The sequence below is a fragment of the Gemmata sp. SH-PL17 genome, assembly GCF_001610855.1.
Classification (GTDB): Bacteria; Planctomycetota; Planctomycetia; order Gemmatales; family Gemmataceae; genus Gemmata; species Gemmata massiliana.
The window spans coordinates 8270593-8296934 of record NZ_CP011271.1; the positions used below are offsets into that span (position 1 = coordinate 8270593).

At 63.8% G+C, this 26342-nt stretch carries 21 protein-coding genes; 10 read left to right on the forward strand and 11 right to left on the reverse strand.

The features are described from left to right. Nucleotides 1-12 precede the first annotated feature (12 nt). On the forward strand, nt 13-792 hold the full coding sequence (locus tag VT84_RS34440; protein WP_082842731.1) for a type VI secretion system accessory protein TagJ: 780 nt from the start codon (nt 13-15) through the stop codon (nt 790-792). 157 nt (nt 793-949) lie between these two features. On the opposite strand, the gene VT84_RS34445 is transcribed toward VT84_RS34440, so the two are convergent. The 5 genes from VT84_RS34445 to VT84_RS34465 all read right to left on the reverse strand — a co-directional run bounded on the left by VT84_RS34445 (nt 950) and on the right by VT84_RS34465 (nt 6214). Continuing rightward, nucleotides 950-1306 (reverse strand): hypothetical protein, encoded by a 357-nt coding sequence (locus tag VT84_RS34445; RefSeq protein WP_082842732.1) that lies wholly within the window; start codon nt 1304-1306, stop codon nt 950-952. A gap of 123 nt (nt 1307-1429) precedes the next feature. Next, nucleotides 1430-1816, reverse strand: coding sequence for a hypothetical protein (locus VT84_RS34450; protein ID WP_082842733.1), 387 nt, complete (start codon nt 1814-1816; stop codon nt 1430-1432). 126 nt (nt 1817-1942) lie between these two features. Then, nucleotides 1943-4366 (reverse strand): DEAD/DEAH box helicase, encoded by a 2424-nt coding sequence (locus VT84_RS41505; protein ID WP_082842734.1) that lies wholly within the window; start codon nt 4364-4366, stop codon nt 1943-1945. A gap of 496 nt (nt 4367-4862) precedes the next feature. Further along, nucleotides 4863-5789: a hypothetical protein gene (locus VT84_RS34460; protein ID WP_157469072.1), complete on the reverse strand. Its 927-nt coding sequence runs from the start codon at nt 5787-5789 to the stop codon at nt 4863-4865. Nucleotides 5790-5923: 134 nt separating this feature from the next. Beyond that, nucleotides 5924-6214, reverse strand: a complete 291-nt coding sequence (locus VT84_RS34465; protein ID WP_052551189.1) for a hypothetical protein — start codon at nt 6212-6214, stop codon at nt 5924-5926. 167 nt (nt 6215-6381) lie between these two features. On the opposite strand from VT84_RS34465, the gene VT84_RS34470 reads away from it, so the two are divergent. Then, nucleotides 6382-8250, forward strand: a complete 1869-nt coding sequence (locus tag VT84_RS34470; protein WP_082842735.1) for a M61 family metallopeptidase — start codon at nt 6382-6384, stop codon at nt 8248-8250. Nucleotides 8251-8385: 135 nt separating this feature from the next. Next, complete coding sequence (locus VT84_RS34475; RefSeq protein WP_082842736.1) at nt 8386-9849, forward strand: hypothetical protein; 1464 nt, start codon at nt 8386-8388, stop codon at nt 9847-9849. Between the two features lie 78 nt (nt 9850-9927). Here the strand turns inward: VT84_RS34475 and VT84_RS34480 are convergent, their stop codons facing one another. The 4 genes from VT84_RS34480 to VT84_RS34495 form a co-directional block, all read right to left on the reverse strand. Continuing rightward, on the reverse strand, nt 9928-10764 hold the full coding sequence (locus tag VT84_RS34480) for a hypothetical protein (RefSeq protein ID WP_157470166.1): 837 nt from the start codon (nt 10762-10764) through the stop codon (nt 9928-9930). 251 nt (nt 10765-11015) lie between these two features. Beyond that, a complete protein-coding gene (locus tag VT84_RS34485; RefSeq protein ID WP_082842737.1) occupies nt 11016-11810 on the reverse strand; it encodes an HpcH/HpaI aldolase family protein in 795 nt (264 codons plus the stop codon). Nucleotides 11811-11854: 44 nt separating this feature from the next. Further along, the gene (locus VT84_RS34490; protein ID WP_052550585.1) at nt 11855-12217 is read right to left on the reverse strand and encodes a hypothetical protein; all 363 of its coding nucleotides are present in this window, start codon (nt 12215-12217) and stop codon (nt 11855-11857) included. Between the two features lie 117 nt (nt 12218-12334). Then, on the reverse strand, nt 12335-13768 hold the full coding sequence (locus tag VT84_RS34495) for an NADH:flavin oxidoreductase (RefSeq protein WP_052550583.1): 1434 nt from the start codon (nt 13766-13768) through the stop codon (nt 12335-12337). A 167-nt stretch (nt 13769-13935) separates the two neighbouring features. Between VT84_RS34495 and VT84_RS34500 the strand changes: the two genes are divergently transcribed. The 3 genes from VT84_RS34500 to VT84_RS34510 all read left to right on the forward strand — a co-directional run bounded on the left by VT84_RS34500 (nt 13936) and on the right by VT84_RS34510 (nt 18005). Continuing rightward, entirely contained in the window at nt 13936-15840 is a 1905-nt protein-coding gene (locus VT84_RS34500; protein WP_082842738.1) for a hypothetical protein, read from the forward strand. Nucleotides 15841-16035: 195 nt separating this feature from the next. Then, nucleotides 16036-17100 (forward strand): hypothetical protein, encoded by a 1065-nt coding sequence (locus tag VT84_RS34505; protein WP_082842739.1) that lies wholly within the window; start codon nt 16036-16038, stop codon nt 17098-17100. An 8-nt stretch (nt 17101-17108) separates the two neighbouring features. Next, nucleotides 17109-18005, forward strand: a complete 897-nt coding sequence (locus VT84_RS34510) for a hypothetical protein (protein WP_082842740.1) — start codon at nt 17109-17111, stop codon at nt 18003-18005. Between the two features lie 49 nt (nt 18006-18054). On the opposite strand, the gene VT84_RS34515 is transcribed toward VT84_RS34510, so the two are convergent. After that, on the reverse strand, nt 18055-22077 hold the full coding sequence (locus VT84_RS34515; protein ID WP_082842741.1) for a non-ribosomal peptide synthetase: 4023 nt from the start codon (nt 22075-22077) through the stop codon (nt 18055-18057). A gap of 359 nt (nt 22078-22436) precedes the next feature. Here VT84_RS34515 and nfi point away from each other — a divergent pair, with 359 nt between their 5' ends. The 3 genes from nfi to VT84_RS34530 all read left to right on the forward strand — a co-directional run bounded on the left by nfi (nt 22437) and on the right by VT84_RS34530 (nt 24601). Continuing rightward, a complete protein-coding gene (gene nfi / locus VT84_RS34520) occupies nt 22437-23117 on the forward strand; it encodes a deoxyribonuclease V (protein ID WP_052550573.1) in 681 nt (226 codons plus the stop codon). 530 nt (nt 23118-23647) lie between these two features. Then, nucleotides 23648-23926 (forward strand): flagellar biosynthesis anti-sigma factor FlgM, encoded by a 279-nt coding sequence (locus tag VT84_RS34525; RefSeq protein ID WP_052550571.1) that lies wholly within the window; start codon nt 23648-23650, stop codon nt 23924-23926. A gap of 189 nt (nt 23927-24115) precedes the next feature. Further along, complete coding sequence (locus VT84_RS34530; RefSeq protein ID WP_052550569.1) at nt 24116-24601, forward strand: Fur family transcriptional regulator; 486 nt, start codon at nt 24116-24118, stop codon at nt 24599-24601. Between the two features lie 16 nt (nt 24602-24617). Here the strand turns inward: VT84_RS34530 and VT84_RS34535 are convergent, their stop codons facing one another. Then, on the reverse strand, nt 24618-25478 hold the full coding sequence (locus VT84_RS34535) for a DUF1559 domain-containing protein (RefSeq protein ID WP_052550567.1): 861 nt from the start codon (nt 25476-25478) through the stop codon (nt 24618-24620). A gap of 280 nt (nt 25479-25758) precedes the next feature. Between VT84_RS34535 and VT84_RS34540 the strand changes: the two genes are divergently transcribed. After that, a complete protein-coding gene (locus tag VT84_RS34540; protein WP_082842742.1) occupies nt 25759-25974 on the forward strand; it encodes a hypothetical protein in 216 nt (71 codons plus the stop codon). Nucleotides 25975-26342: the final 368 nt, after the last annotated feature.

The following is a 26342-nucleotide window of genomic DNA, read 5'->3' on the forward strand; positions in this document are numbered from 1 at the left end:
TAAAATGTTTGAATGACAGTTCACGATATGCTCGCCGAAGGGCGGCTGGCGGACGCGGTCGCACACCAAGAGACCGTGGTCGCCGCCACACCGACCGATCCCGCCGCCCGGCGGTTGCTCGTCGACCTGCTCGCGTTCGCCGGGCGGTTCGACGACGCTCTCGAGCACCTCGCACGAATCCAAATCGACGAACCCGAGTGGCCGGAAGTGGAACGGGAGTTCCACCGGCTGTTCCGGAGTGAACGGCTCCGCACCGGGGGCGGGCGCGAACCGAACATTCTCCCCGAGCCGCCACCAAGCCACGCGACCCGGCGCTGGAAGGCCGTGAGGTTCCTCCGGCGCGCGGAACCGGACAACGCGATGCGGGCCATCGACGCGGCCGACGCCGCGAGTCCACACGTTCGCGGGTTCATTAACGGGTCCGAGTTCGACGGGCTGCGCGACGCCGACGATCGGTTCGCGTCCGTGCTGGAAGTGTTCCGCGGGGGCGAGTACGTATGGGTGCCGTGGGAGGCGCTCCGGAAGGTACAACTCGCGCCGGCCGCGGCGCTGCTCGACCAACTCTACCGCTCTGCGACACTCACGCTACGCGACGGCACGACGATGCCCGTTCACCTGCCGCTCGTGTACCCGGTCTCGTACCGCACGGAGGGAGAGTTCGCGCTCGGCACCGACACCGACCACGTGTGCCCAGACAACGGCCCGACGCGGTGCGTGGGGGGCAAGCTGCTGCTCGTGGGGGACGGCGACGAACAAATGTTGTCCGAGTGCCGGCTGATTGAGGTGAGGTAATTAGAAGCGTTGTCCCGTCGGAGTGAACGCGGTGATAGGGGTTCGATCCACATCGAACTCAAGCTCCCGACGTGCTTGTGGATGGAGCCGGGCCGTAAACGCCAACGGGCCGCGGATTCGTCCGCGGCCCGTTGAATGTTGAGTTTCGTCGCTCCGCTTACCAGCGGCGGCCGTAGTAACCGTAGCGGTAACCGTAAGAGGGGTACACGAACGGGCTGGGTTGGTAGAACCCGCGGTTGTAGCCGTAGCCGCTGTAGAAGTTGTAGCCGGTGGAGGCGCCGTAGCTGTTACCGAACACGTCGCCATAGTACGAGCGCTGCTTCACGGTTCCGAACGGCGAGATGTACGTGTTGTTGGTTTGGTACGCACCCCAGTTGGAGTACCCGTTGTTGATGACCACACCACCGTTCGGGGTGATGGTCGTGTACCGCTGAACGTACTGAGCGTTGGCGGTGGCTGCGGTCCCGAAACCGAGGGCGGCAGCAAGAACGGCCGCGATAGCAAAGCGTTTCATGATGTGTCTCCTATGTTGAAGTCCACGTTGCCGTGTGACGTTAGATATTACCGACTAATGAGATTTCTCTTTCACCGCGAAATGTAACAAGCCGTAAAGTCTGCTTTGCGGCCTATTAACGTACTATCGACGCCAGCCCCGACCGTACCACGCTCCACCCGGCGAGGTGTAAACGCCCCCACTGTAGAAGCTCCCGTAGGTCGGATAACTGTAGCTGTACGTCGGGTAGGTGTAGGTCGGGGTGTACGTCGGGCTGTAATAGGACGACGAATAGCCGCTCGGCACCACCATGCTCGTGCCGCCGAGTGGTGTGTAAGCGCCAACTCCAACGACGCCGTTGTAAGTCGGCGCCGTATAGACCGGAGCCGTGTAAACCGGCGCGTAGTAGGTCGGGTTGGTGTAGGTGTACGAGCGAGAGCCGCGGTATCGGTACTGGGCATCAGCAGAACCCGCGGTGCTCAGCACGCCCGCGACCACCATCGCCGCTAGTGCAAATGCCTTCGTCTTCATGGCAGATCCTCCGGGTGGGTTGCCCACCAACGTGGGGAACCAATCTGGACCCGGTAATCCGCACCGGGCCGCTGTAACGCCCGGGTGAATTTGCACGGTTCGTACCAACCGAATCGCTCTCCGTCCCTAATTCGCGGATTCCGGCCGAAGATTGCTTGCGAGTGCCCGAATTGCCGTTTCGAGGCGTTCGCGGACGTCGGGCGGCATTTGTTTCGCTGCGTCCGGGTTCGCGACGACCGCGCACGCCCCTTCGATAATCTGCGCGATCCCGTTCCACATCGAATCCGGAGCCGCAAGTCCTGATCGGTCGGACGATTCGCGGGGCGCGAGTGCCGCGCCCTCTCCCGGCTTCCGGGTGCCCGGCTCGCGTTTTTTGGCCCCCGCACTCAGTGGCTTGTCCCCGGACTCGTCGCCGACCAGTTCGCGCATCGTATCGAGGAACCCGCCGGTATTGATTGCCTCGAACGGGATTTCGTCGGCATCGCCCGCAAACAGTCCCGTGAACAGCCCCTGTTTGGCCTCAACGGTGCGCAGCACCTTCTCTTCGATTGTGCCGCGTGTGACAAAATTGATCACCCGCACCGGGCGGTTCTGACCCATCCGGTGAACGCGGGCGATGCGCTGTTCGAGCACGGCCGGGTTCCACGGCAGTTCGAGATTCACCACCGTGTCGGCGGTTTGAAGATTCAGACCCGTGCCGCCCGCATCGGTGCTAAGGAAGATCTTGCACGCGGGGTCTGTTTGGAACCGTTCCAATACGGCCTTGCGTTCCTTGCCCGGCAGCCCGCCGTGTAACAGCACGTACCCGACGCCGAGTTTGTCCAATACCTTCGCCGCTTCCATCGCCATCGTTTCCCACTGCGAGAAAACGACCAGCTTGTGATCGGTAGCAGAAATAGGAACAGAAGCCATTGCACCGTTGCTCCCCGTCTTAAGCCCCTCTCCGTTTAGGGGAGGGGTTGGGGAGGGGTTATCGGCAGAACCTAACCCCCCAACCCCCTTCCCTAAAAAGGAAGGGGGAGTAATACCAGACGCGGCGGACGTCGGGTCACTGAGCAGTTCCGGCACCAGTTCTGCGAACTCGTCGAGTTTTGGTGAGATCCGCGTCTGCCGGTCGAAGAGGAACAGGCTGTCGCAGATAGTGCGCAAGTTGACCAGACACGCAAGTATGCGCTTTCGATCGAGGTCAGTGAGGTAGTTCTTTTGCAGCAATCGCGCGAGCGTGGTGCGCTGTTCCTCGTAGTGCGTGCGCTGTTCGGCTGCCAGCTCCACGAACACCGTGTTGTCGGTGCGGGCCGGCAGTTGCGTGAGCACCTCGCCGCGTGTGCGCCGCAGGAAGATCGGCGCGAGTTTCTCGCGGATCTTGTCGAGATTGCGGTACCCCTTCAGGTTGCCGGCCTCGTCGAGCACGCGGTGCTCGTAGAGGAACTCGAAGGCGGGGCCGAACCGCCGTTCGTCCACGAACTGCACGATGCTGTACAGTTCTTCGAGCTTGTTTTCGAGCGGCGTACCCGTCAGCACGATCGCGTACCGGCTCTTGAGCTTCTTCACCTCTTTGCTGGTCTTCGCCTCCCAGTTCTTGATGCGCTGGGCCTCGTCGAGAACGATCACGTCGGGCTTCCAGGCGTTGATCGCCTCGCGGTCGCGCACGACTTGCTCGTAGTTCACGAGGCGGAAGAACGTCGGCTCCGCGTACTGATCGAGGCGCGCTTCCGGGCTGCCGTCGATGACCTGGACCGGCCGCGAGGTGAACTTCCGGATCTCCGATTCCCACTGGTACTTCACCGACGCGGGCGCCACCACGAGCGCCCGCTGGATACCGCGCTCGCGTGCGAGCAGTTCGACCGCGGCGAGCGTCTGAGCGGTCTTGCCCAACCCCATGTCGTCGCCGAGGATGCTGCGCCCGCGGCACGCGAGGAACAGCGCCCCGCGCATCTGGTAGTCGTAGAGCGGGACGGAGAGCAGATTCAGGTCGAGGGTTCCGGCTTCGAGCTGCTTCACCCACATCTGTTCGCGAGCGAGTAGTTCCGCGCGCTCGATCTCGCGATCCACGAACTCCAGCGCGTCGGACATCACGGTGACCTCTTCGGGCACCGCCTCCACATCACGAATCAGATCGGTGTACCTCCCGCGCCCCGACCACAAGCCCTTTTCGTCGAAGTACGTGTGCGCGAGTTTCGCGAGCTTGTCAGAGTGGCGCGGCGGGATGTGCGCGCCCAGTTGAAGTTGCTCGCCGTAGTGGAGGAAGATTTCCGGCCGAGTGACCGCGGCCTTCTTCTTTTGCAGGTGCGGCGGGAGTTCGTCCTTGAGGTGATCGAGCACCGCCTCGATGTGTTTACAGGTGCCGAGCGTGTTCGCTTTGAAGTCCGGACACGTACAGGAATTGTCCCCGACCTCGAACCCTTTCACGGACACCGTGTACTGCCCGCCGGACTCCGGGTTTGTGATTCGGTAGTCGGAGAACACGCGGTTCTTGCCCAGGTTCTCGATCTGAAACTTGACCGCTTTCGCACGCTGCCGCCGGATGTCGATCTGCACTTCGCGGAGCATGAGTCCCCTTTACGAAACCCGGCGCCACATCGGTGTTCGCCCTCACCGCGATTGTACCGTGACGGGGTCATCCGCCCCAAGGTGATCCGGTTTCCGTTGGATGAAGTTCGGCCCGAAAATTTCGGGCTAATCACTTGTGAACATTAGTTCAATTCTACATAATTCAGCAAATCGCATCCGCAATGTTCGGAGAGTAGCCCATTCGTGGACTACTCTCCGAACGGCTGACATCAGCCGTTCACTCAGCTTGGCCACCTAAAAGCGGCTCATTTTGAGGGAATTTTCAGTTCGATGTTAGCACGAAATCGCGGATTCCGGATGGTTTGTAGCAATTGTTATCTGGTCGCATCGTGTTCGCGTGAAGGAACTATGCGGAACTCTCAGAGCAGTACGGAGTTGGCACGTTCTTCAAGCCAGAAGGCGGCCCCACAATCCCAAAACGTTAGCGTTTGCTAGCTTCGGGGCTCGTGAACGGGTGTATCCAAATTCTCTGGGGTCATGCCGCCAAGCTCCAATAGGCCTGCCACTGGATGGAGTTCCGCACGCAGACCAGGCTCGCCATCGGTCGGACGTTCTTCTTGAGCCAGCGAGCACCTCGGGCTTTCAAACGCAATCCCAGGGTCTTGGCTTGTCCTTCCACCGCACCGCTGCCGATGGCCTGGCCACGGGCCAACCGATCACGATACGCCAAACGATTCGTGTGCTTGGCGAAGTAGCCCAACAACTTCTCCGTCGCCTTCTGCCTTCGTGTCCGTTCTTCGAGAGTCTCGACGGACAACAGTTCTGACACCCACACGCACACACCACCCCAACCCTCACGCAACAACACGTCGCGACCGCGCTCAAAAGCAGCACGGGCCTCGTCGGTCCCCTGGCCGAATATCCTCTGCGCACAAAGGCTCAACCGCTCACTGGCGTGGTAAATGTCCAGCGTCTCTCGACAACCCGGCAGCACACGATTGACCGACTTCCAAATCCAACTGGCCCCGTCACCCAACGCATGGACGCTCGACCACTGCGCCACACCCAACTGACGCAACGACGGACCCCAACGGCGTCGAAACACTTTCGATTTGGCGATCATCGCGAACGACACGACCGCACCGGCCGGGGGCAAGCGCTCGTCGTCCTGCCACTGCTCGGGTGATACCGCCGTGCCGGCCTCACGCTTGGAAATCACTGCGATCTTCAGGTCTTTCCAGCCTTCTTCGCGGGTATTGACCTTGCCCGCGTCAATCGCCAACTCGATCTCGCCTGGGGTTTGGCGAAACGTCTGGGCCGTGGCGTGATCCTGGGGTTGGAACGTCGTCATCGCCCGGCCATGCGTTCCCACGAGCTGGCGCGCGGTCTCGGGGGCCAACTTCACTCCCAGCAACTCCCGGAGATGTTCGCGGGTCTTGGCGAACGACACATCGGCAGCCAAACGACAGCAATGCTTCTGAAGAACCGTGCTGAATCGCTGCGTCAGACCGATGACGGCATCGGCTGCGTAAGCTCCTTCGGCTCCACAGCGGCATTGCCAATAGTGTCGCGTGAGGTTCAGAGGGCCGACAGTGGTCACGAACTGCCGGGGCTTTTTCCCGCGGTCTTCTTTGGCTCGCCCGCAGTCGCAGATTCGGATCGGCGACCCTTTTTTTCGGCGGCTTGGATGCGTCGGGTGACCGCATCGGCCAAGAGGTTTTTGGTCAGTTCGCGTCCCTTGGGTATGACCGCCGTTTCGCAGGCGTCCAAGACCGTGCCGTTGGCCGCGGAGAGCGCCAGAGCTTGGAGCTCTTCGTGGACGGCCAATAGCTGCCGGACTAGCGCTTCGCTTTCGGCGGGGATTTCAATCGTGACGGTCTTGCTCATAGAACATCCCTGTTCGCATCCGAGAACACCCCACTTACCCAAATTCCGCCAACCCCACCAGAGAAGTTAGTTACACCCTCGTGAACCGCCGACAGACGCGGCGAGTACACTTTCGCGCGGGCGCCGGGTATCATGGCGGCTCCCGTTTGCAACCGGAGAGGCTCGCTATGCTGCGTTTCGCGCTCGTTGTGTTCGCCCTCGCTGCGTTCCCGCCGCTGACCTTCGCGCAGAACATCGAATTGTCCGTCGATGCGGCCGAGGTGTCGCGCAAAGTCATCCACGTCCGCGAGGTGATCCCGACCGCACCGGGACCGATCGCGCTGCACTACCCGAAGTGGATTCCGGGCCGGCACCGACCGGTCGGCCAGATCGCGAACGTGACCGAGTTCCGCGTGCGGGCCGGCGGGAAGGCGATCGACTGGAAGCGCGACGACGCGGACCCGTTCACCATCAACTGCGTGGTGCCAGACGGCGCCACATCCATCGAGGTGACCTTTGACCTGCTACTCGCGGCCGGCGCCGAAGGCGGGGCGATGTTCATGACGGTCGCGTCGCCGAAGGTCATGACGATGAACTGGAACGACGTGCTCGTGTACCCCAAACTGGCGAAGCCGCTGGACCTGACGTTCGACGCCGCTGTGAAGCTACCGGAGAAGTGGAAATACGGGACCGCGCTGGTTCCGCGCGAGGAGAAAGACGGGCGGGTCGCGTTCAAAGAGGCCACGCTGGAAACGCTCATCGATTCGCCACTTTTGGCGGGCGAAAACGTGCGCATCGTTCCCATCGGTGCGGGCCAGGAGGGGCAACTTCACCGCGTGGTGCTCGCGTGCGATAGCCCGGACGGTCTTGAAGTGCCCGAAGCGACGCTCAAAGCGTGGAACAAATTGCCCGGCGAGGCCGCAGCTCTATTCGGCCCGGCGAAACCGTACCGCGACTACACGTTCCTGCTCGGGCTGAGCAACCACATCCCGCGTGCCGGGATCGAGCACCACCAGTCGAGCGACAACCGACTGGCCGAACTCGCGCTGGTCAAAGCCGGCGAGCGCAAGGCCGCGGCCACGCTGTTCCCGCACGAGTTCGTTCACTCGTGGAACGGCAAGTTCCGGCGCCCGGCCGACATGATTATGCCCGATTACCAGAAGCCCCAACAAACGCGGTTGCTGTGGGTCTACGAGGGGCTGACCAACTACCTCGGGTGGCTGCTCGCGGCGCGTTCCGGGCTGCTCACCGCGGAGGACGCACGCGACTACCTCGCGATGACGGCCGCGCGCATGACGAACGTGAAGGCCCGCGGGTGGCGCCCGCTGGACGACACCGCCGCGGCCGCGAGCACGCTCTTCGACGCGACCGGATCGTGGCGCTCCGCGCGGCGGGCGGTGGACTTCTACGACGAGGGCACGCTGCTGTGGCTCGAAGTCGACGTGCTCATCCGCACGCAAACGAAAGGCGCGAAGTCGATAGACGACTTCTGCACGGCCTTCTTCGGGAACGGCACCGGAGCGCCCGTGGTGCGCGGGTACAACCTCGAAAACGTGATCGATGCACTCAACGCGGTCGCCGAACGCGACTGGAAAGCGTACTTCGCGCGCCGGGTCGAAGTGCCCGCGGAAACGCCTCCGCTCGAAGGCATCACCGAGGGCGGCTGGAAGCTCTCTTACACCGAGAAACCCACCGATCTGTTCACCACGATGGAGGGGCTCGCGAAGGGCGTCAACCTGACCGATTCGGTCGGCTTCGCGGTGACCGGGGAGGGACTCGTGGGTGACATCGTGCCGAACTCGCCCGCGGCGAAAGCGGGACTGGCCCCGGGCATGAAGGTGATCGCGGTCAACGGGCGCCGGTTCGCTACGGACAACCTGAAGGCTGCCGTCGCTGCAACGAAATCCGGCGGGAAGCTCGAACTCTTGGCCGAGAGCGGCGACTTCTTCAAAACGCACGCGCTCGATTACAAGGACGGTGCCCGCTACCCGCGCTTGGAGAAGACCGAGGGCAAGCCGGACGTTCTGGCCGAGGTTGTCAAATCGAAGACGAAGTAAGCGGTGACGTGAAAAGGTGTTAGGGTGCCCGTAATTTTGTCGATCGGGATACCGTTCCGGCGCGGCGGGCGCTTGACTTCACCCCCTCGGGTCGCGAGATTGAGTGCGTTCCGGCCACACTCCGAGGTGACTCCCATGCCGCGCTCCGCTCCGGTCGTCTGGTGTTTGCTCCTCGCGCTCGCCGCCCCAGCGAGTGCGGCGGGGCCGTATGACGGGCTTCTGAAATACACGCCGACCAACACCAACACCCTGTTGCTCGTCGACGCGAAAGGGGCTTACGCCAGTCCGCTCGCCAAGAGTGAGAAATGGGGCGAGAAGGGCCAACCCGGAAATCGCGGCGGGTTGGGGTTCGTCCCGTCCGACGCGGAAGCGGTAGTTGTGGCCGCGGACGTGAACCTGAACACGCTGGTTCGGGGATGCCAGGTCGGGCTGGTCACCGTGGGCAGCCTCCCGAACATGCGCGACGTGGCCACGCGCGAGGGCGGTTCCAGCGACGACATCGTTGGGCAGGTGGCCGCGCTGTCCCCGCGCGACGTCTACTTCACGTGGCTCCCGAGCACGACCCTTGTGGCCGTATACCCGGCCGACCGCCAGTTCACCGCGCGCTACCTGAAGAGCGCGCTCGCGAATAAGACTGGCACGCTGTCGCCGTACCTGAAGAAAGCGACCGAGGGTGCCAAGGATAACACCGTCACCATCGCAGTCGATCTCGAAGACGCGGTGGACAAGACCATCCTGAAAATGGCTCTGCCGACCAGTCCGGCGGTGGCCAAGATCAAGAACGCGGACGTGAACCTGCTCGCGAGCTTCTTGTCCCAGGTGAAGGGGATGACGTTCTCGGCGAAGGTGACCGACAAAATCACCGCCAGCATCGCCATCGAGTTCGCCGTTGAACCGAGCCGGTTCAGGAACACGCTGCCGGATCTGGTCCGCGAGCTGATCGAGGACCAGGGGATCGCGATCGAGGGATTCGAGCGCTGGAAGGCCGAGTTCAAAGACACGACGTTCACTCTGTCCGGGAGCCTAACGACCGCGGACCTGAAGCACATCGTGTCCCTGTTCGCGTTCCCGAACCCGGCCGCGGAACCCGAACCGGGAACGACCGGCGCCACGCCGACCGCGAGCGCGACCAAGCGCTACCTCCAGGCCGTGAACACGATCTTGGGCGAGATCGCTCAGAAGAAAGACAGCCCGAACTACGATAAGACCGCGACCTGGCACGATAAGGCGGCCGACCAACTCCTGCACATCAGCCCCCGGAACGTGGACCCGGTCGCGATCGATGCCGCGCACCAGTCGGCCCGGCGCCTGCGGGCCATCGGCCAAAGCCTGCGCGGGGTGCCGATCGATACGAAGGCCCTGGCCGAGCAGCAGTACTTCTACGGGTACGGGGGCGGCCGGTCGTTCGGGTGGTGGGGCGGCGCGGCGCTATTCAGCAACCCCGTGTTCGTGGACACCAACATCCCCAAAATCCGGGAGCAGATGGCCAAGGTGGTCTCCGACGACAAGCAGCACCGGGCCGAAACCTGGGAGATGATCGACAAGACTGTCTACGACGCGAAGCGCAAACTCGCCGAGAAGTACAAGGTGTCGTTCTGATCTCGGTGCGAAACGGACGTTTCGGGGGGCGCGAAACGTGCGGCTCCCGAACGTCTTCACGGAGAGTTGACAACGAGATTAGCGCGGGCGCCCGGCTTCGGCCGCGATGGACGCCCGGCGCCCGCCCGACCCGAGCGACGGCAGATCGGGCGTGGCACTGGGGTTCACCTGGCGAGCGCGGATAACGAGAACCCGCTGCCGTGGCTGAGCGTTCGCTTCCACACCGAAGAGCGCGGCCCCGAGCGTGTCGTCCTGGTCCGCGCGCCACCCGATCACCAGGTACTCGCTCCGGCCAAGCGGAACATCGAACGCGAGGGGCTGGTAACGGACGAGCGGTACCTCTTCGTGCTTCACCCACCCGGTCACGTCCTCCGACGGGCGCAAGTACTGTTGCCGCTCGCCGTGCTGGATTTGCGGTTCGCACGTGATCCGCACGCGACGGTCACTCGTCGCTTCCGGCCGCACGAGGATGCCGCCCCGGGCTTGTTTGAGACTGACCGGGGCACGCTTACCGGCGAGATCCGTGAGCACGGTGAACTCACAGAGATCGCTCGGCCCGCTGGTCGGGAGCACTTCTTCTTTGCGGTTCGCGAACGTCAGCCCGCGCCCCGCGATCGCTTCGGCATCGGATTCGAGAAGTGCCTGGAATCGCGGTGGGAGTGATCCGGCCAAGATGCCCGCCCGTAACCCGTTCTCGCTCAGGAGTACTTGCATTTCGGGCGAACCGACCGGCAGCGTCGAGTCCCAGAGTTCGCGATCGAGGAACCGGTCACCGATGGGGCGCTCGAGGATGATCGATTCGAGTTGGATGCCTTCAACCTGTTGCACCGGCGCGAGCGACCGGGCCACAGACGCGAGCGACGGCTGTTCGGCGCGCGTCAGGCACCCGCTCGGAGCGGTCGCGCATGCTATCACAATTACCGAACGTACCCACGCCCACCGCATCGGTTCGCACGCCTTGAGTTTCTAAAGGTTTCACTCGCGTGCATAACCTCGGTGAGAACGGGGGTCAACGGAGATTTTTAGTCGGTTTCCTGGGACCGCGGGCATCTTGCCCGCTCTTCGCTGTGAACTTGAGAAGAGCAGGTAAACGCGCGCGGTTTGTGATTCACGTGGCGCCTCTCCATCACGCGCACAGCGGGCAAGATGCCCGCGGTCCCAGGTGTTCAATACTTCGCGAGGTCACCCCCTTTGCCCAGCCCCAAGCCATCGACGACCTGCTTCGCCCCGTCGGTCAGGAACTTCAGTTCGCTGTTCACCGCGATGAACTGCCAGCCGTCCGCAATACGCGACTTCGCTTCCTCGATGCTGAACGTGTGGATGCCGGCGGGGACGCCGATCCGCTTCGCGGCGGCGAGGATGTCCGCGAGCGCCTGTTTGAAGACGTCCGGGTGCGGCGGCTTGCCGTCGGCGCTGCGCATGCTCGCGGCGAGGTCGTTGGGACCGACGAACACCGCGTCGACGCCGGGCACGGAGTACACCTCCTCGAAGTTCCGCACGGCCTGAATGTGCTCGCACTGGAGCACAATGAGGATCTCGTCGTTCGCCCGGGCGTAGTAGTCCACCGGGTTCGCGGCGAAGTTCAGCGCGTGAACGCTGCCGCCGACGCTCCGCGTACCGAACGGCGGGTACAGGCACGCGCTCACCGCGTCCTGGGCCTCCTGGCGCGTGTTCACCATCGGCACCACGACGCCGAACCCGCCGTTATCGAGGACGCGCTTGATGTGATCGTGTCGGTTGGAGGGCACGCGCGCGAGTGGCACGCTCCCGGCGTCCGCGATGGACGCGATCATGTGCGTGGTGGTTTCGACGTTCACCAGCGAGTGCTCGACGTCGACCGTGAGCCAGTCGAAGCCCGAGCGGGCGAGGAACCGCGCCGCGGTGACGCTCCCGAGCGAGAGCCACGTGCCGACCGTGGGCTTACCGGACTTCAGGAGCTGCTTGATGGGGTTAGTGCGCATGGAGCGTTCCGGGGGAGGAGGGTACGCACCTGTTGTATCGCCCATCAATCGAAGAACTCGGCGTTGCGCCGAAGAAACAGGGTGTACGCGACGAAGAGCCCGCACGCCGCGATCCCGGCCGCGACCAGCTCGGTTTGGTTACTAATGGCACCGGCGACCGTGAGGCCGACCGCGCCCGCGATCTTCACGAGGTTCAGGCGCACGGCCCACGTGTGGGCGTAGTCACTGAAACGCAGCAGGCCGTAAGCGAGGGGTAGCTCGAGTAACTGAAGGATACCGGTGATGCCCACCGCGCCCATCCGCTGACCGGGCGGCGCGTTGAACACGGCCCAAACGAACCACCCCAGCGACAGCGCGAGCGAAACGAGCACGAAACCGAGCAGTATGAACCACCTACGAGCGGACATGGCGGGCCTGTTCTCTTTGGCGCAACCGGCCCGCCTAACGAACTCCGTTCGTGATGAGCACGAGTGGGCGCCGAGCCAGCGTTCGAGTTTGCTCTCAACCTATCATTCGCTCGCAGACTACGATTTCTTCACGTTCAACTGCTGCACTTCCTTCCAAATTTCGCCGTAGGCCTCTTTATCGAAGGGCGGGCACCCGGTCGCGTACTGACCCAGCGGGTGCTGCTTCGCGCGCATAATCGCCGTGCAATAACTGAACGTGCGGCAGACGCGTTTGCGATCAAGCTTGCCGCTATCGAGCAACTGCCGCACCCAGTCCGGCTGGGACAGTGTGCCGCGCCCGACGCCCACGATGCTCACGCGCCCGTCGCGGACGTTCGCCGCAGCCACTTGTGGCAGGAACTCTTGCAAGTAGCTGTATCCCGTCCCTACGAGGGCGAGATCCGGGAACGTCTTCTGAATGGCTTCGACCGTGCGGAAGTGCCGGTCCACGCCGGTGAGCGGGTGCTCGGGCGATTCGTAGCCGTCCGGCGGCGCGTACTCGAACGGGCGCCCGTAGTGCGGCTGCGCATATGGGTTGCCCATCGTCACGTTGACGAGCGTTACCCCCAGCGCGCGCATCTCCGCGATCCAGCGCAGCGGTTCGGTGAGATCCACAGTAAAGGGGTCACCCTCGGACATCCCCCAGCCGTTCACGAGTGGGAGCGCGTGAGTATCGGGGGTACCGTCGTCGTTCGCCGACTTGTGAAACGGGATGCCGTCGTAAACGTTCATCCGCGTCGCGAGGACGACGTAAGCGGGAACCGCCGCGCGCACGGCCTGGAAGACTTCGCGTGCGAACCGGGTGCGGTTCTCATAACTGCCACCATAGGGACCGGGGCGGTTCCGTGCGCCGAGCAACTCATTCAGCAAATAACGGTGGCACTGCTTCACGTCGATGAAATCGAAGCCCACTTCCACCGCGAGTTTCGCGGCGCGAACGTAGTCATCGACGAGGCGCTTCAGTTCGTCGTCGGTAATGAGCGGGTAGTCGGCCGTGACGCGCGCACCCGTGGCCCGGTTCGCGGTCGTGCGCGGATCGAGGATCGGGTCGTGGATAGCAATGATCGGATGCGGGTGGCTGTAGCGCCCGGAGTGCGTCAGTTGCAGTCCGAGGAGCAAGTCGGTATCTGTTCCGTTCGCGTCGCAGTGAGCCTTCCGACAGTCGGCGACCATTCGCATGAACGCGGACTTGGTCGATTCGTTGAGTACTATTTGCCGGGGGTTGGCTCGCGCTTGGGGCGTGACGGCACACGCTTCGCCCCAAATGAGTTTCGCCCCGCCCGCGCCGAAGCGCTGGTACCGACGAAACGTGAGTTCGCCCGGCGAGCCGTCCGGTTCGCCGTCGCACCCCTCCATTGGGTGAATGCCCCACCGATTACCGATGGTTCGCGGCCCCACAACAAGGGGCTGGAACAGAGGTGCGAGGTCTTCGGAGAACCGCAAATCGATCCCGAGCCGGGCGTTCTCCGCTCCCAGTTCCGCGGCCGATTTGTACTTGAAGAACTTCGACATTGATGGGCCGATCCAAAAACGAGGACGACCCAGGTACTTTAGTCCCGCGGGCGTTCGCAACCACCCGTGCCGCGCCGGTACACGCACATTTCGCGGTCGCCTCGCGTGCGACTAAATGTTAAGGTAGGCTGTACCGTCGTGTCCTCGCGGTCGCCGAGGGTTGAGTCATGATCTCAAAATTCGTTCGTCTCGCCGGGCTGTGCAGTATCGTCCTGGCTGCGGGACAGACCGCGCCGGGAGCCACACCAAAAGAAATCGATCGCGCGATTAAAGCCGGGGCCGAGCACCTCAAAGCGCGCTACAACCAGAAGCCGGGGCAAGGTTTCAACGGGGGCAACGAGGCCAGCTACGGCATCGGCCCGACGTGCCTCTCCGGGCTGGCACTTCTGGAAGCGGGCGTACCGGTCGACGACCCCGCGGTGAAAGCGATCACCGCCCTCGTCCGCGACGCCTCGTTCACACAGAACCAAACGTACCAGATCTCGTTGTCCATCATGTACCTCGACCGCCTCGGTGACCCGAGCGACGCCGCGATCATTCAGATGCTCGCGGCGCGCCTGATCGTCGGGCAGTCGGTCAACGGCGGCTGGACGTACCAGAGCATCCAGCCGGTTTCCGCGGAAACCGCGACGTACCTCAAAAACAGTCTTCAACAGGTCCGCCTGACCGCTGGTGAAAACGGAAAGCCACCCAAACTCAACGCAGACGTTGAGAAATACGGCCAGGCACTGGTTGCCGCTCGCGCCCAGGGTGGGGGAATCGGAGGGGGAGACGACAACTCGAACACGCAGTTCGCGGTGATGGCGGTGTGGATGTCCCGCAAACACGGCGCCCCTGTAGAAGAAGCCCTCGATCTCATCGAGAAGCGGTTCATGGGCGCCCAGGACCAGCGCACCGGGAACTGGCCGTACTCTGGGGGAACAGGCCCCGCGGGCATCGCCCCCGCCGGGAGCCCCGCGATGTACTGCGCGGGGTTGCTCGGGATGGCGACCGGTGTGGCCCGGCGCGAGGAACGGCGCCTGAAGGCCGATAACCCGGCTCCGAAACCGGACCCCGCGAAACCCAATAAGCCCAACGACCCGTTCTACAACCCGCCCGCCGGGAAGGACCCGCCCAAGAAGCCGCAGGCCCGCCCCGCCGACGCACGCGACATCGTCATCCAGCGCGCCTTTGCCGGGTTGGGGCTGACCATCATCGACCAGATCCGTGCCGGCAGGGGGTTACTCGTCGCCAACGGCGGGGGGCACGGGCACGGCGACCTGTACTTCCTCTGGTCCCTGGAGCGCGTCGGCGTCACCTACGGTTTGGAAAAGATCGGCGACATCGACTGGTACGACATCGGTTCCACGGCCCTTGTGCGCTCGCAAGGGGCGGACGGCTCGTGGGGCATCGGCGGGAGTTACGGGGCCGAAGTGAACACGTCGTTCGCGGTCCTCTTCCTCTGCCGCTCGAACCTCGCACGCGACCTGTCCAACAAGGTGCAAAAAGACCCCACCAGCACCGAAATGAAAGCCGGGACCGGGCCGGCCGCGACCGACCTGCTCCCCAACCGGCCGACCACGCCGGTGAGCGCCGCGGTACCGGTCGTCAATCTGCCGAACCCGACCGGCGACGAGGCCATCACGCGCGCCTCTCTGTTGCTGAAATCGTCGAGCAGTGACTGGACCAAGTTGCTCACCGAATCCCGCGACGCCAAGGGACCGACCCACACGCGCGCGCTGGTGGTGACAGCGACCCACGCGGACGGCGACCGCAAGGCCGCCGCGCGAGAGGCCCTCGCCGAGCGCCTGTGCCGCATGACGCCGGCTTCGCTCCGCACCATGCTGAAAGCGAGCGAGGCCGAACTGCGCCGCGGGGCTGCGGTCGCGTGTGCGATGAAGGACGATAAGGAGCACATCCCCGACCTGATCGACCTGATTGCCGACGCGGACGATTCCGTGGTTCGGGCCGCGAAAGCCGCCCTTAAGAGTTTGTCCGGAAAAGACTTCGGCCCCGTCTCGGGAGCGGCCGCGGCGCAAAAGGCCACGGCCGCAGCCGCGTGGCGCGACTGGTACGCGAAGCAAAAGAAATAGTGTCTCGGCGGCGCCGAAAAGCCGTTTACCTAATTGAACCACGGATTGGTGATGGGTGTGGGGCGGGTTGTGGGTCAGCACAACCCGCCCCACCAGCATTATTGCTCCAACATTTCCGGTCGGGCTGCGTTGTAGCATCGAGAAGCAAGTCGCAGATCGCCCGTTCCTGTCGTTCACGCCCAGCGAGGGCCACGCATGGCGCTCTTGCGTTTTCTATTGGCGCTTGTACTCGCGATTTCGGTCCCGCATTCTGCGCGCGCGGCTGCGCCCAAAGACATTGATGCGGCGGTTCAGAAGGGAATCGCGTACCTCAAAAAATCCGGGGGCGAAAACGGGAAGGCGATCCGTGATCCCGACCGCGTTGGGGCGACGGCACTTGTGGGCCTCGCGTTACTCGAAGCCGGTGCACCGGCCGACGACGCTGCCGTGAAGAAGATCACCACCGTCGTCCGCGATGCGTCGTACACGCAAACCCAAACGTACCACATCACCCTTTGCCTCTTGTACCTCGACCGCCTCGGCGAACCGGGCGACCGGCCGCTGATCCAGATGCTCGGCGTGCGGCTCCTCGCGGGCCAAAACATGAACGGCGGTTGGACCTACGAGTGCATCTCGGCCGTTCCGCCCGCGACCGAGCGCCTCCTTCGTACTAGGCTCTCCGACACCACACTCGTGACGGGAAGTGGCAAGGAACCGGAACCCACCAAATTGGGCGCACCGAAGCCCGCGGACAAGCCCAGTGCGGTCGGGAAGCTCCACGCGGACGTGGAGAAGTACCGTCAAGCGCTGCTCGCGGCCGAGACCGGCCGAGGCCGACTGCCCGACGACAACTCGAACACGCAGTTCGGTGTGCTCGGGGTATGGGCCGCGCGCAAGCACGGCGTTCCGGTCGAACCCGCCCTCGACCTCATCGAGAAGCGATTCCTCTTGCAACAGACCGCATCCGGCGGGTGGCCCTACAGTGGGCTTTTGGGGGGCGCCGACGGGAGCCCGTCGATGACGTGCGCCGGGCTCCTCGGCCTCGCGACCGCGATCGCCCGGCGCGAGGAGAAGAAACAGAAGGCCGCGCTCGTCGGGAAGCCGGAAGCAAAAGAGCCGAAGCCGGCCCCCACCAAACCCGTTGTCTCGGCCGACGTGGACCCAAACGACCCGTTCTACAACCCGCCCAAAATGCCCGAACCGGCCCCCCGAAGAAGCCCGCGGAGCCGGCCGCACCGAAGCCGAATAAGGGGCCGATCGATCCCCGCGACGCGGCCGTAAAGCTTGGCATGGCGAACCTCGCGGTCGCACTCGCGAACGGCGGGCGCGGCCGGCGCGGGAACGACGCTGACTTATATTTCTTCTGGTCGCTGGAGCGCGTCGGCGTCATCTATGGGGTGGACAAGATCGGTGACGTCGACTGGTACGATTTCGGCGCCAATGCGCTGATCGCTACCCAACGCGGCGACGGGTCATGGGTCGGGCGCAGCGGGCACGGTACGGACGTGGACACCGCGTTCGCGATCCTGTTCCTCTCGCGCTCCAACCTCGTGCGCGACCTCGCCGCAAAAGTTCAGCGGAACCCGGCCAATGCGGAACTCCGGGCGAACGCCGCTCCCCCCGCCCCAGACGATTCGGTCGGCGCGAAACCCGAACCGGGCACGAAACCGGAACCTCCCGCGAAACCGACTCCCGGAACGGTCGAACCGCCGGGTAAGCCCGTTGCCCTCGCGCCGCCGAGCACCCCGAAACCGACGCTGGGCACGACCGCGAGCGAAATCGCCATCGAACTCACGCGCACGTCGAACGCGGACTGGGAGGCCACACTCAAGCGCGTCCGCGAAGCGAAGGGGCAGGAGAACACCGGCGCGCTGCTCGCCGTGATCCCGCTACTCGAAGGCGAGCGGAAGGCGACCGCGCGCGAAGCCCTCGCCGAGCGCCTGTGCCGCATGACGCCGATTTCGCTCCGCGGGATGCTGAAAGCCGAGGACGTAGAGCTGCGCCGAGGTGCCGCGCTCGCGTGCGCCATGAAGGACGACAAGAACCACATCCCCGACCTGATCGACGCACTGAGCGACAAGAACGAGGCCGTTGCGAAAGCGGCCCGCGCTGGATTGAAGAGCCTCACCGAGAAGGATTTCGCCACCGCGAATGAGTGGCGCGAGTGGTACGCTTCGCGCAAGTAGCGCGATGTGGCGAACCCCGCCCACAAGGGCGGGGTTCGCTGTAGGGGTATCAGTTCAACAGGTGCGTCGGGCAACCGGCATAGGTATGGTTGGGCTGCAAGCGCTCGCGCTTCATCACCACGCTGTGCCCCGCCACACGGGTGCCGTCACCGATGTGGCACCCGTAGAGCAGCACCGCACCGATCCCCACCGACGAGTTCTTCCCGATCACGACCCGGTCGATCTTGAGCACGCGGTCCTCGAACGTGTGGGCCTGGAACAAGCAACTCACAGTCGCGCCGTCCTGAAGTTCCAGCATGTCGGGATCCACAACGAGTGCGAACACGTCACCCACGACGACGTTCTTCCCGATCTTCACACCCAGAGCACGCAGGTAGCCGTTTAGCAGAACGGTGCCTTCGAGTGCCTGCATCGGAGCGAGCGCGAGATAGTGCCACGCGATGTAGTTGAAGTCCCACCGGCTGCACCAGCACGACCAGAGCATGCGCGTGCCCGGGCGCACGCGGCCGAGCAGGAACCACTTCAGCGCCAGCCCGAACAGGCACAACCCAACCAAGAACCCCAAGTCGAGAGCCGGCACCACGGCGAACGCGAGGACCGCGAGCGAAACTTCGGGCTGAACCGCCTCCAGCACCGCGAACCACGTCGCGACCAACACCAGCGGCACCAGAGGAAGTGCGAACCGCAGCAGTTCCCAGAACACACGGTTCGCGTAACGAATCCACGAGGGCTTGTGCGTCAGGCGCGCGTCGGCCTCCACGATCTCCCGCTTCGGCAGCTCGAACGGCGGTTCCCCGAACCACGACGTCCCGCGCGTGATGATGCGATCATCCGCAACGGTGCAGACTCCGAGGAGCACACCGTCCGGGATCGTTTGACCGATCGGGATGACGGCGTAGTTGCCGAGGAAAACGCCGGCGCCGAGTTTCGTGCGCGCTAGAGTGACCGTTCCGCGGTGAACGTGTGGGGCGCCGAGATAAATGCCGTCCGCGAAGAAGGTACCCGGACCGAGTTCGACCAACTCCGGCACAGTGTCGAAAATCGTGCTCAGTTCGGTGTCGCGTGCGATCTTCATACCCGCGCCGCGCAGCCACACGCGCCACAACAGTGTGCCGTTGAGCCAGTCGTTCGCCCAATCCAGAATGTCCCGCTTCAGCAGCACGCGGATATAGGTGTAACTCCACCGGCTGACCACGCCCTCGGGGATCTTCCCGAGCGTGCGCATCGAGACGCATCGTGATACGAGCAGCGCTGGGACAATGAGCACGACCACGAGCGCGGAAAGCACGAACTGATCGGCACTGATCGTGGGGTGCAGTAACCATGCGGTCGCCGCAGCGGTATCGATTCCCTGTACCTGTGCGTACAGCAACACCGCAAGCGCGACCGGAAGGACCGCGAGGGCGGTGAATAGTAATTTCGCGCCGAGTAGCACGACGCCGTGCATTACCGGCGAAAGCTCGTGGCTCCCCTCCGGCAACTGCGCGGCAGGCGGAGCTTCACCCGCAGGCACGGCGGGGATTCCAGCCCAGCGCGTTCCGCGAGAAAGCACGGCCCCGGAGAGCGCGTAGCCCTGAGACGCGAGGTAACTGTCCGGCTCCATGCGCGTGTTCGGCGCGAGTCCGGAACGGATGTCGAGCGTGCAACCGGCGCCGATCGAAATCGGGCCGACGATGATTTGCCCGTCTTCGAGGTCAACGAGGCGCAGTGTCGCGTCGCGACTGATGGTCACGTTGTCGCCGATTTCGAGCAGATCCCACCCACCGTGAACGAGCGCGACCCCACGGCTAATGTGAACACCCCGCCCGACCTTCGCGCCGAGCGCCCGCAGGATCACGCTCACGAAAACGGTGCCGTCGAAGAACCGCCAGGGGATGAGCCGCGCGGTTTGTTGCACGATCCAGTTGCGGACGTAGAAGCTCCCCCAAATCGGTGCCCGAATCGGCTCGTACCGGCCGATCAGCACTTTCTTCACCAGCACGGCGAAGACCACCGAGCCGATCGCGTACAGGCAGATACCGGCCGCGTAGAGCAGCGGCGTCGTGAGTAGGAACGGCGCCAGGCCCAAACTCGCCGTAGCATCCGGGACAATGTGGAACGCCAGTAGGTAGAGCGCGGGACCGGTAACCATCAGCCCGAGCAACAACCAGGCAGATTGCACGATCGTTGCGAACAGCGGGTTCAGCCGCTTGGTGGGTTCGGTCGGTTTGTGGAGGTTCGCGTGGCCGCTCTCGTTCCGAACGCGCTGTGCCAGTCCTTCAATCGTCCGCGTCTGGTACAAGTCACGAACAGCGAGGGTGGCCATTGCGGGATCGTCGCGCAGAGCAGAGATCAGCATCGCGGCGCGGAGCGAATCGCCACCGAGGTCGTTGAAAAAGTCGTGATCGACCGAAACGCGATCCTTCAAATTGAACACGCGACGAACCGCGGTCGCGATGCGCTCTTCGATCTCGTCGCGCGGGTCGGTAATGCGGCCGTGCGGTTCTGGCGCGTGAATTTCCAGCGTCGGCAGTGCCCGACGATCTAGCTTCCCACTCACCGCGGTCGGCAGCGCGGCCAGTAGCCCAAAGTGGGCCGGCACCATGTACTCGGGGAGTTGTTCGCGAAGCGCTGCTTTCAGCACGTCGAACGACGGTGGCGACGCGGGGTTCACAGGCACCACGAACGCAACGATTTGCTGCTGCGGTCCCTCGCCCTGAACGCGACACGCCGCTTCACGCACATCGGGGCGCGCAGAAAGTCGCGATTCGATCGCTTCCAGTTCGATGCGGTACCCGCGGATCTTCACCTGCGTATCGATCCGGCCGTGGCAGATGTACGTGCCGTCGGCCACACGATGAACGAGGTCGCCGGTGCGGTAGATGCGCCCGAGCCGCGGGTGCGTGGGGAACTTGCGATTCGTGAGTTCGGCGTCGTTCAGGTACCCGCGGGCCACGCCAGCACCGCCGAGGCAAAGTTCGCCCGATTCGCCCGGCGCCACTTCTTCGAGGTGCTCGTTCAGTACCCACGCCTGAATGCCGGGTACGGGGCGCCCGATGTTGATCGTGTCCCCGGGGTGGATGATACCCCGGAGCGCGACAACCGCGCACTCGGTCGGGCCGTAGTCGTTCACGAGGCAGCGCCCCGGCGCCCACTTATCGGCCACGTCACGCGGGAGCGGCTCCCCGCCAACGTGGATGCGTTTCAGGTCCGGTAAGGCACTTTCGGGATCGTCACACCCGATCGTGCGCAGGAGCGTCGGCGGCGGACAGAAGACCGTGACGGCCTCGGTGCGCAGCCACGGCGCGAGGTCCGGGCCGAGGTGCGTCGCGTCGTCGTCCATCACAACGAGCGTGGCACCGGCCGCAAGCGCCATCCAGATCTCTTCGACCGACGAATCGTAGGCGCACGACGAGTTCTGCGCGACGCGGTCCTCGGGCGCTGCGGGGAACGTTTCGAGGTCGCCGCGAACGAGGTTCGCGATGGCCGCGTGCTCGATCATCACCCCCTTCGGCTTGCCGGTAGTGCCCGACGTGTAGATGAGGTACGCGAGGCTGTGCGGTGTGAGCCACGGGGCCGGTGGGAGCGGCGGAACAGAGGTCACGGGCTGGTCGGCCCACGCCACCACATCAAGCGCGCACCCAATCGCGGGGGCACACCGACGAACCCGGCCGAGCCCGGTCGTATCCGTTAATACGGCAACGGGCTTCGCGTCCCCGAGAATAATGCCAACTTGTGCGTCCGGGAACGTGGGGTCGATGCACACGTAAGCGGCGCCGGCCTTCATCGCCGCGAGCTGCGCGAGGTAGACGTGCTCCGCGTTGCGCGGGAGCAGGATCGCGACCACGCACTCACCGGTCACGAACTCGCGCAAATACGCCGCCAGCGCGTCCGTTCGGCGGTCGAGTTCGGCGTATGTAATGGTGCGGCGGCTCGGGCGCGCGGCACAGGGCGGGGCGTCGATGGCGACGTTGTCCGGCCACTTTCGAGCCGCGTGCGCGAAGAACTCGTGGAGCAATCGCGGTTCGGCGCCGGTACCATTGTACTGCGGAAAGGCACCCGATTGCCGCGGTGCGGTCACACTGTTGGGCATCAAAACTTCACCATGCAAGGAATCGATCCGGGGCGTCCTGTCCAATAGGCCGATGAACCCGCGCCGGTGGTCTGCGTGCGGTCCGGGGCAAAAGATTCATAGAGCGAAAATCACGGGCACAGCAGCTCGGGCGGGTGGCCTGGGAAGCATGGCGGCGGGCTTGGGAAACAGATGGGCATAGCGGGAGATCTTCTTACTCACACGATCGCGTCACGTTGCAGCACGGACGGGGCGATTCCCAACTAACCCCACAGGTTCTGAAGGGTTTCGCGGCGCAACGAACCGCGCGGCCCAACAGACCGTCCGTACAACCGGGACAATCCGTCCCTTTCAGCAAAATTGTGCTCTCCACAAATATTATGCAATTTCCCTCTTTGCACGAGTGGCCGACAACAGAAGAAGCCGCTGTTGCGCTCCAAAACGAACTCGCTGCCCGCGTGGACACGTCCGTGCCGGTCGGTGCTATTGAATTGGTCGCCGGGTGCGACATCGCCTACCATCTAACAGAGCCAAGATTGTTCGCCGCGGTCGTGGTGCTGAGAGCGTCCGACCTGTCCGTGGTCGAAGAGCGCACGGTGACGCGCGAGGTGACTTTCCCGTATGTTCCGGGGTTGTTGTCGTTTCGCGAAATTCCTGCGTTGCTCACCGCGTTCGGCGAATTGATCCGCGCACCCGACGCGGTTATGCTCGACGGACAGGGGATCGCGCACCCGCGCCGGTTCGGTCTGGCCTGCCACCTCGGATTGTGGCTCGACCTGCCGTGTGTGGGGTGCGCGAAGAGCTGGCTCGTGGGCGATCACACCGAGCCCGGCCCGAACGCGGGCGACGCGACGCCCCTGTCGCTCGACGGTGAGACAGTTGGTGCGGTGGTGCGCTCGGCGACCGGGGTGAAGCCGGTGTACGTGTCGCCGGGGCACAAGGTCGACGTAGACTCCGCAACCCAGTTGGTCCGGGCGACGCTGAGCGGCTACCGGCACCCCGCACCGACCCGAGCGGCACACATGGCCGCGAACCGATTGCGAATGGAATTTGGGACTTAGTGTTTAGTGTCCGGTGACCGCGGCCGACTCGCTCAGTCAGAAAACCGGACAGAAAAACTCAACACAAACTCAAGCGCGGGGGCTTGAGTGGATTCCAGCAAAGTACGACAAGAGCCGGGGTTGGGTCGACCGCGTGAACCGTTCGCTGGGCATCATCCGAGTAACGGGCGCGCCGGGACGAGAACCGCCCAAAGCCGTGCAACCGGGTGCGCATTTTCTTGCGAGAGGTTGCGCGCGAACGACGATACACCTGCGTAGAATGGAACGCGGCTCACTGAACGTGTGAACCGTGTCCCGGGGCTGAGGAGTCTGCCCCTACCCAGGACAAAGACCAACGAGAGTGCGGTCAGGATTCGACGGCGCGGCTCGGGGGTTTGGACCGGTGAGAATTTGGGCGCTCCGGCGTTCCACTTGCTGCCGGTCCGGGAGAGGGTGAACCGCGTGCAGGCGCTCCGGCTCGACCGGAAGGGCCGCACACCGACCGACTGCCGAACGAGCCACGCTCGCGGCGGCAGGGAGACGATATTCCAATGCGCGAGACCTCACCACGTGGCTGGCACCGCTGGCGCGTCGCCGTCGTCAAGTCCGCACCGCTGGGTTCGCCCTTCGATCGAATGATGCGCCGATCCAGCGCACCGGTCGCGGCGCCCGAACCGGTACGGAACCCGGAACCGAAATCACCGGACGGTATCCGTCACGAACTCGTGGCCCGCGTGCGCCAGCAAATTGCGGACGGCACTTACGACACCGAGGAAAAGTGGCTCCTCGCGGAAGAGGCACTGATCCGCCGGATCGCGGACCGGGCGTAAAGCACCAACGGACAGCGGGGTTCGGTCGCACCTCTCGTGAATACAACAGACGGCTGAAACGGCACTGTAAAAGTGGCAAAGCCGATCCAAAGAATTGGGTCGGCTTTCTCATCGTCTTCACCCCGATCTCGGGCGCCCGACTATAATTACGGGCGATTGCGTGCGCCCTTACATCCGGAGAATCGCACCGTGTCACTGCCCGCTGTTGAGGTGTCGCAGACCCCCGAGAGCAAGTTTCGGGAGTACCTGGCGAGCCGGAAAACCCCGCAGCGATTCACCGACCAGAAGCGGGTGCTGGTCGAGCACATCTTCGCACAGCACGAACACTTCGACGCCGAGCAGCTCATCGAGAACCTGAAGGCCGCGAAGAAGCGCGTGAGCCGGGCGACCGTGTACCGCACGCTTTCTTCGCTCGTAGACGCGGGCCTCTTGCGCCGGATCGAACTCGGCTCGCGCACCGTCTTCGACCACGACTACGGCTACCCGGCACACGACCACCTCGTCTGCGAGCAGTGCGGTTCGATGACCGAGTTCCAGAGCGAGGAACTGGAAGCCCTGTTAGAAAAGGTTTCGGCCCAGAACCAGTTCCGGGCCGAGAGCCACACGCTGGTGGTTCGGGGCGTTTGTAGTGCGTGCAATGCGGCCCGAGCCGCACGCCACCGACCGGTGATGTGACCCACTTCAAACTCGATCACAGATCGTTCGGGCTCACAGACTGATTGTCGTTCCGAACGCACGCGCGGGTCCAAATCGTGAGGTTAACGGTGTAGCGAATACACCGCACGGAGCCGTCGCAGAACGCGACGTTGAAGCCGTTTGGGTGAGCCGACCCAAACACCTGCACCGCTGTGCTTGTGTCATTCGGGTTCTTGAAATCCGGCGCCGGCGCAGCCGCTCCCCATCGGTACACTTCCCAGTCTCCGTTCCAGCCGGGCGTGCAGTACGATTCGTTATCGTCTCGACTCACCCCGAACGCCGCCGTGTTCATCTGCTTCTCGCCGACCAGTACCGTGCAACTGGTGCCGTCGGTGATTTCGTTGAGGCGGATTGCGCCGAGCGGGGTCTGCATCACCACGCCGTTTCCACCCGTGTCCATGCTGCCGGCGTTCGCGGCGAAATCGATCTTCGCGTTTCCGTTGATGGTCATCGGCGCCCTGCGCGACGGGCAAAAGTACGTCTTCACCGGCACGCTGCGGACGAAAGCCGGGTCGGTGTTCTTGTGCAGCGCGTCCTGTTCGATGAAGGGCAGGATGTGGTACGCCCAGCTCCAACTCTCCTCGCGCGCTCGGTGCGTGGGGGCATACGGATCGGCGCAGTCCGGCGCAGAAGCGGGGTGAACGTGCCAGCCACCGTAGGGGAACCGGGTGGCCGAACAATGGTGGCTGTGGAACCCCAGGGCGATCTGTTTGAGGTTGTTCTGACACTTCATGCGAGCAGCAGCCTCGCGGATCTTCTGAATCGCGGGCAGCAGCAGCGCAATCAGGACCGCAATAATCATCACGACGACGAGGAACTCGATCAGTGTGAACCCGCGTTTGTGGGGCGAGGACATCGAAACGGTTCCCGAGTCGCCAACGGGCCTGCGACTCCGGTCGCGTGGCGCGGCGTGAACCGGATGGGTGCAATCGGTGATTGGGCGGTCTGCAGCGAGTGAGAGAGAAGCGAACACATTGTTAACAGATGTGCAGAGCGCGAGTCAAGGAGAAAATGAGTAAAGAATGAGCCGCCAGAAAGTCTATCCGAAATTGCCGGCCGAGAAATTGGCCTTGAATCGTGATTGGAGCAGGTCGCATAATTCAGAATGTGCCAAACGAACAAGGAGGTTCCCGGCCATGATCATTTCCGACCCGTCCGTTCTGATCCCCGAGGCCGCGACCATCGACATCTCGGAAGCCCGCTGGGCGGCCGAGTACCTCTCCCTCATGATCGAACAACTCGGGGCCGAATCGTCCGTCAGTCTCGTGCTGATGCAAGCCCGGCGCGAACTCGCGAGCCTCGCCAAAAGCTCCAGCGCCACCATCATCGGCCCGCTGCGCATCGCGGCCTGAATCGTCGTTAGGAAGTAAGGTGCAGCCGATCGCCGAATTTCTCGCGTAAGACATCTGTAAGGAGCGGAGACAATCCGTTCCCTGTAACGGAGAATGTCTCAATTTTGATGGGATCAACCGCTTCACTTAATCGAACGATGCCATCAAGGTCATTTGGATAGGTGCCTCGATAGGCGTAGTGATTGACACGTTTGAGCAGCGAAGACCGGACCAAAGCGCTGATCCGGTCAGGTGTCAAATGTACTCCCATCAGCTGAAGCTCTTCCAATTCGGGTAGGGCATCGCGCGACGTCGTCCGAGGGATCGGCGACGATTGCGGCCAACAGTGATTGGAGGTCAGACGCCACGCGGCCGCTTCCCGCTCTGAA